The sequence below is a fragment of the Mycobacterium sp. genome (assembly GCF_035633495.1).
In the GTDB taxonomy this organism is placed as follows: domain Bacteria; phylum Actinomycetota; class Actinomycetes; order Mycobacteriales; family Mycobacteriaceae; genus Mycobacterium.
This window is the reverse complement of sequence record NZ_DASQEU010000144.1, coordinates 1-5,283: the sequence shown is the minus strand read 5'-3', so window position 1 is coordinate 5,283 and position 5,283 is coordinate 1. Positions and strand designations below refer to the sequence as shown.

Sequence of the window (5,283 nt, the reverse complement as noted above, 5' to 3'; positions counted from 1 at the left end):
GGCTCCACGGCGGTGACGCGTGGGTCCCCACGTAGGGAGGCCGCCACGGCATCGGCGGAGCCGGGGGTGGTCAGTACTTGGGCGTCTTGGAGTTCGATGCCGCCGTACTGGCGGTTGATGACGTTCGCGACGGTGTCGCGCAGGCCGGCGAAGACCAGCACCAGGCTCACCGATATCACGACGCCGACGATGGTCAGCACCGTGCGCCGGCGGTTACGGGTGATACCCCGCAGTGTCATCCGCCAGCGGGCTGGGAGGCGGCGGATCGGTGGCACGAGCCGTTCCACGACACTGACCCCGCCGCGGGAGCCCGGTGGTGTTATTCGCATCGCCTCGGCCGGGCTCATGCGCGATGCGGCCCGGGCCGGGATCCATGCCGCCAATGCTTCCGTTCGCCAGCAGGATGGCGCCCCCCATGGCCGCACCGAGATGAAGGCGCTCGGAAAGCACGTCGTTGGTGTCGGACAACTTCACCCCCGCGACCCAGATCACCGCCGCGCAGACGACGAAGATCGCCAAGAGCAACGGTGGGCTACCACGTCAACGCCTTGCGCGACACACCCTCCCAGATCCACGTCGACGGCCACCCAATTACGCTGCAGGGCTTCACCTCCGATGAGCCGGCCAGTGTCATCGTGGTGGGACGCGACGGCCGCCACGTGACGCTCCTCGTGATTCCCCCAGACGCCACTGAGCAGACCGTGCGCCAACAACGGACCACGGCGTCAGAGCACGCCGTCGGCGCCTTCAGGGCGAATGACGAGGCCGAGCACAGCACTGCCAGATCCGTATCCGAGGTAGCCGGGAACCTGGCGCGCCGCGAGGGGCGCGGCGACGGTGAAGGTACGGCCGACATCGCTCGGTGGTGCGACGAGTCGGCCCCAACGGTTCTCCGACGCGCCAGTCCAAGCGTTCATTCCGATTCTCGTCGAACACATCGTCAGTAATCGCATGCACGCACCCTCGGTGAGTTAGCTCACACGAACCTGGCCACTCGTCGACGAGCCTGCCGCGGACCTTATGCCCTATCGGTCCACTTACGCGCGCAGTCCAATGGGGACGTGAACTTCTCCGATAGACGCTTGTGTGTACTCGTCGGATCCGCGGCGATCGTCTTCTCCGCCGTGTACCTCATTTCCGATATCGTCGAGGTGGTCCAAGGCACATTCTCCACTCCTCGTCTCATCCTCACCTATCTCGGGGAATCGACCATCCCGCTCTTCGTGGTCGGCATCTTCGCGGCACAACGACCGCGCATCGGTTGGCTAGGCCTGTTTGGCGCAGCGGCTTACGCCTACGCGTACGTATTCTTCACGAGCACAGTCGTTTACGCGCTCGTCGCGGGTACACCCAACTATCCGACCCTCACCGCGGTATTCGGCCCATGGATGACCGCGCACGGCGCAATCATGCTGATCGGCGGTGTTGCGTTCGGCGTTGCCATTGTCCGAGCAGGTGTTCTGCCTCGGTGGACCGGCGTCTGCCTGATTGGGGGAGTCGTCCTGGTTTCATTGGCATCCGGACTGCCTACCGTCGCGCGTGCCATCGCCGAGGCAGGACCCGCCCTGGCGTTCATCGGCATGGGAATGGCGCTCGTGAGAGGACGGCTAAACACGGCTGATCACCCTGGCGTGCAGGCAGATTCCGGTCCCGCGAGGGAGTTGTCGGAGGATTTGTCGAGGACGGACGGAAACGTGTGACCTTCTCTCCCATCTGTGACAGTGAGCTGCGGCGGTCTCGCGCGACCGAGCCGGGTCAGTTCAGAGCGCGGGGTCGACGTGCCACGAATTAAGAGGCCGCAGTAGCGAATTCTTCTTGTCATGGTGATCGACCATCCGTCGCAGGATGTCATCGAGCGCGACGACGGCCTCGTCGATATAGGGGCCCTTGTTGAGCATTACGCATTCGGCGCGCTCGCCCATGGCCGCGTCACTGATCTCGGCTCGCGATGGTAGCCCGTCCTTGGCGAGCTGTTCGAGCACCTGCGTGGCCCAGATGACCGGCAGGTGTGCCGCTTCGCACAGCCACAGAATCTCCTCCTGCAGTTCGGCCATCCGCTCGTAGCCGCATTCGACCGCCAGGTCTCCGCGCGCGATCATCACGCCGACGCGTGGCCACCGCATCGCGGTGAGAAGGAGTTGGGGGAGCTGCTCGAACGCCTGGCGAGTCTCGATCTTCAAGACGATTCCCACGTTGTCGCGGCCAAGCCGGCCGACGGCGTCGAGCAGCGCTTCGATATCGGAAGATGCACGCACAAAGGACATCTCGACCAGATCGGCGATCTCAGCTACCACAGACAGGTCGGCGAGATCCTTCGCGGTCAACGCCGCTACCGAAAGCTGGGTATCCGGTACGTTGATCCCCTTGGCAGCTTTTAGTTTCGAGCCCGTCGGTGCGGCGTGCTCGATCCGCACCTCGAGGGCGTCGCGATCGACGGCGACGATCTCACCGCTGAGGCGGCCGTCGTCGAAGTGGATCTTCTCGCCCACACGAGCATCGTCGAAGAGTTCGGGAAGGGTGCAGCCGATGGACTGCTTTCCCTCCTTGACGAGGGCTGTCGGTGCACAGTCCCTTGTCAGCACGAGGGTTTCGCCCGGATGAAGACGTAGGCTCTGCTCCGTTGCGGGCAGTACACCGACTTCGGTGGGGTCGTCGGTGTGCCCCACCGAGAGCACGGTGCCGGTCGCCAGGTAGGTCGATTTTTCGCAGGTGGCGAGAAATCGGCCGGCATCGTGTGCGGCCTCTGCGGTGAACCGCTTGATGACCAGGCGCCGTTTCGAGCCACGAGTGTCGTGCACGTGAATGACGTCGCCGTCGCGCCGACGGCTCAGCCACTCCGCCGGAACCGGCAGTGTCGGCAACCCGGCAGCGGGCGCATCGAGAGCACCGTCGGACGGAGCGAGCCACGCCTTCGCCGGGGCAATCACCTGACCCAGAACGTTTCGGCTGGGCCGGAGTTTGACGCATCGAGGGCCGGGCTCGATGGGTCCGGTACGCAGCTTGGGTCCGGCGAGGTCAGCGGCGATCAGGCAGCTTCGGCCGGTCGCCGCGCAGCCATCCCGCACATGCTGGGCCATGGCGCGCCACGCGTCGGCGTCGTCGTGCGCACAGTTGATGCGGGCAATGTTCATGCCCCGTTCCAGGAGTCTGCGAACCGCATCCGGATCCGTCGCTGCCGAGGACGGCAAGGTCACCATGATGCGAGTACCGCGATCCGGTGGCGTGGGCCCCAGCAGGTCGACGGCGTGCAGCCGCAATTGCTCGGAACCCTCAGCGCCGCCCGCGAACGGCTCCCACAGGCCACCTGACATCGCGACGAGGGCGGACCGGACCCGACGCAGGGTCGCCTCCACGTCTGGTTCACTGCGACCCAGCGACGACAGCCCAATCCCGGCAAGCCGGGCCTGCAATCCGCGGAGATCCGTCTGCCGGATTGCCCAGTACTGCACCATGTTGCGCGCACCCAATCGATGTTGGGGCGCCACTGCCCTCACCGAATGCGACCAGGCAGCCTCGGCATCGGACAGATCCACCAAGAGTTCGTCCATCGCCGCGAGCAGCCGTACCAACAGGGCACTCGCGGCGTCGTCGCCGCCACTGACGTCAACGCCGTCGGCGTTTCCGATGCGGTCAACGGCGAGCGACACGGGTGTCCTCCAACGTAGGTAGGGCGGCGCTTGATCAGGGTAGCCCTGAGGTGAATGAACTCGGGGTGAACATCGGAAGTCTTTGCGGTGCAGAACCGTTGCGCGGCGCCGAGGAAGGGCTCTACGTTCAGCCACGAAGGCTGGACTAGTTCCGAGTTGGCTGATGGTCCCAGCGAGCCCAACCATACACGCACTGGTCAGCTGGCGCTTCGCCCAACGCGAGGTCCAACGCGAGGTCCAACGGGAGGACCAAAGCCCCTATCCATGAACCATTTTCACGATTGGAATGCAAGAATGACCCAGAATCTCGACAGCCCCGCGGCGTCCGACACGACTGATGACACCATGCGCGCCGCCGTGGTCACCGAGTTCGGCGCACCGCTGACGATCTCCGAACTCGAGATCCCCACACCCGGGTACGGCGAAGCCTTGGTCAAACTGGAGACCTCCGGGGTGTGCCACACCGATCTCCATGCCGCACATGGAGATTGGCCCGTCAAGCCCCAGCCGCCCTTTGTCCCGGGGCATGAGGGCTACGGCACTGTCGTCGCACTCGGAGCCGGCGTCGACGATCTGAAGATCGGCGACAAGGTCGGCAATGCCTGGCTGTGGTCGGCATGCGGGCGCTGCGAGTACTGCCGCACCGGGTGGGAGACACTGTGCGAGAGCCAGCAGAACGGCGGCTACAGCGTCAACGGCAGCTTCGGCACCTACATGCTGGTCAACACCGCGTACGCCGCGCGCATCCCCGACGGGGCCGATCCCCTCGAAATCGCACCGATCCTGTGCGCCGGTGTGACCGTCTACAAGGGCCTAAAGGTCACCGATACCCAACCGGGCCAGTGGGTGGCGATCTCGGGCATCGGCGGACTCGGCCACATCGCGGTGCAGTACGCACGCGCCATGGGCCTGCGCGTCGTAGCGGTCGACGTCGACGACACCAAGCTGGACCTGGCGACGAAGCTGGGCGCCGAGGTCACGGTCAACGCCCTCACCTCAGACGTGGTCGCCGAGGTGCAGAAGGCTACCGGCGGCGTCCACGGCGTACTGGTCACCGCAGTCCATCCGCAGGCGTTCGGCCAAGCCATCGGCATGGCACGGCGCGGCGGCACGATCGTCTTCAACGGGCTTCCCCCGGGCGACTTTCCGGCACCGATCTTCGACATCGTCGTCAAGGGGCTCACGATCCGCGGTTCGATCGTCGGGACCCGGCAGGACATGGTCGAGGCGCTGGACTTCTACGCCCGCGGCCTCATCCACCCCACGGTGGCCAGCGCGAAGCTCGACGAGATCAACGACGTGTTCGGGCGGATGCAACGCGGCCAGATCGAGGGCCGCGTCGTCATCGACTACCGCCCGCACTGACGCAACCTCCTCGACCGACTGGCTGGCGCTCACACTCCGCGCGCGTTCGTCTTCTGCAAAGGCCCTCGCCGAAGCGGGTTCCGTCACTCGCCGCGGGTGTCGATGACGCGCTGCGCCACGTCGATCAAACTGGTGTTGGAATCCTGCGAAAGCTGACGCAGCATCGCGAACGCCCGCACGTCATCGATCTTGAACCGCTCCATGATGATGCCCTTGGCCTGACCGATCCGATCACGCGTCGACAACGCCGACTGCAACTGCTCACCCTCGC

The 5,283-nt window shown here is 65.4% G+C and carries 6 protein-coding genes and 1 pseudogene; 4 read left to right on the top strand and 3 right to left on the bottom strand.

Features of this window, described 5'->3' with window-relative positions; translation table 11 throughout:
* The coding region (locus VET27_RS21320) for a hypothetical protein (protein ID WP_526521609.1) at nt 1–239 on the bottom strand (239 nt) is incomplete at its 3' end.
* A 288-nt stretch (nt 240–527) separates the two neighbouring features.
* On the opposite strand from VET27_RS21320, the pseudogene VET27_RS21315 reads away from it, so the two are divergent.
* From VET27_RS21315 to VET27_RS21305, 3 genes and pseudogenes are all read left to right on the top strand, one after another.
* Nucleotides 528–659: pseudogene (locus VET27_RS21315) on the top strand (DUF5994 family protein); the annotation flags it as partial.
* Nucleotides 660–837: 178 nt separating this feature from the next.
* On the top strand, nt 838–975 hold the full coding sequence (locus VET27_RS21310; RefSeq protein ID WP_526521608.1) for a three-helix bundle dimerization domain-containing protein: 138 nt from the start codon (nt 838–840) through the stop codon (nt 973–975).
* Between the two features lie 86 nt (nt 976–1,061).
* The gene (locus tag VET27_RS21305; RefSeq protein WP_526521607.1) at nt 1,062–1,700 is read left to right on the top strand and encodes a hypothetical protein; all 639 of its coding nucleotides are present in this window, start codon (nt 1,062–1,064) and stop codon (nt 1,698–1,700) included.
* Nucleotides 1,701–1,760: 60 nt separating this feature from the next.
* On the opposite strand, the gene VET27_RS21300 is transcribed toward VET27_RS21305, so the two are convergent.
* Nucleotides 1,761–3,647: a pyruvate kinase gene (locus VET27_RS21300; RefSeq protein ID WP_526521606.1), complete on the bottom strand. Its 1,887-nt coding sequence runs from the start codon at nt 3,645–3,647 to the stop codon at nt 1,761–1,763.
* Between the two features lie 294 nt (nt 3,648–3,941).
* On the opposite strand from VET27_RS21300, the gene adhP reads away from it, so the two are divergent.
* Complete coding sequence (gene adhP, locus VET27_RS21295) at nt 3,942–5,012, top strand: alcohol dehydrogenase AdhP (RefSeq protein WP_526521605.1); 1,071 nt, start codon at nt 3,942–3,944, stop codon at nt 5,010–5,012.
* 83 nt (nt 5,013–5,095) lie between these two features.
* On the opposite strand, the gene VET27_RS21290 is transcribed toward adhP, so the two are convergent.
* Nucleotides 5,096–5,283: ANTAR domain-containing protein (locus VET27_RS21290; RefSeq protein WP_526521604.1), on the bottom strand; the 188-nt coding region annotated here is incomplete at its 5' end.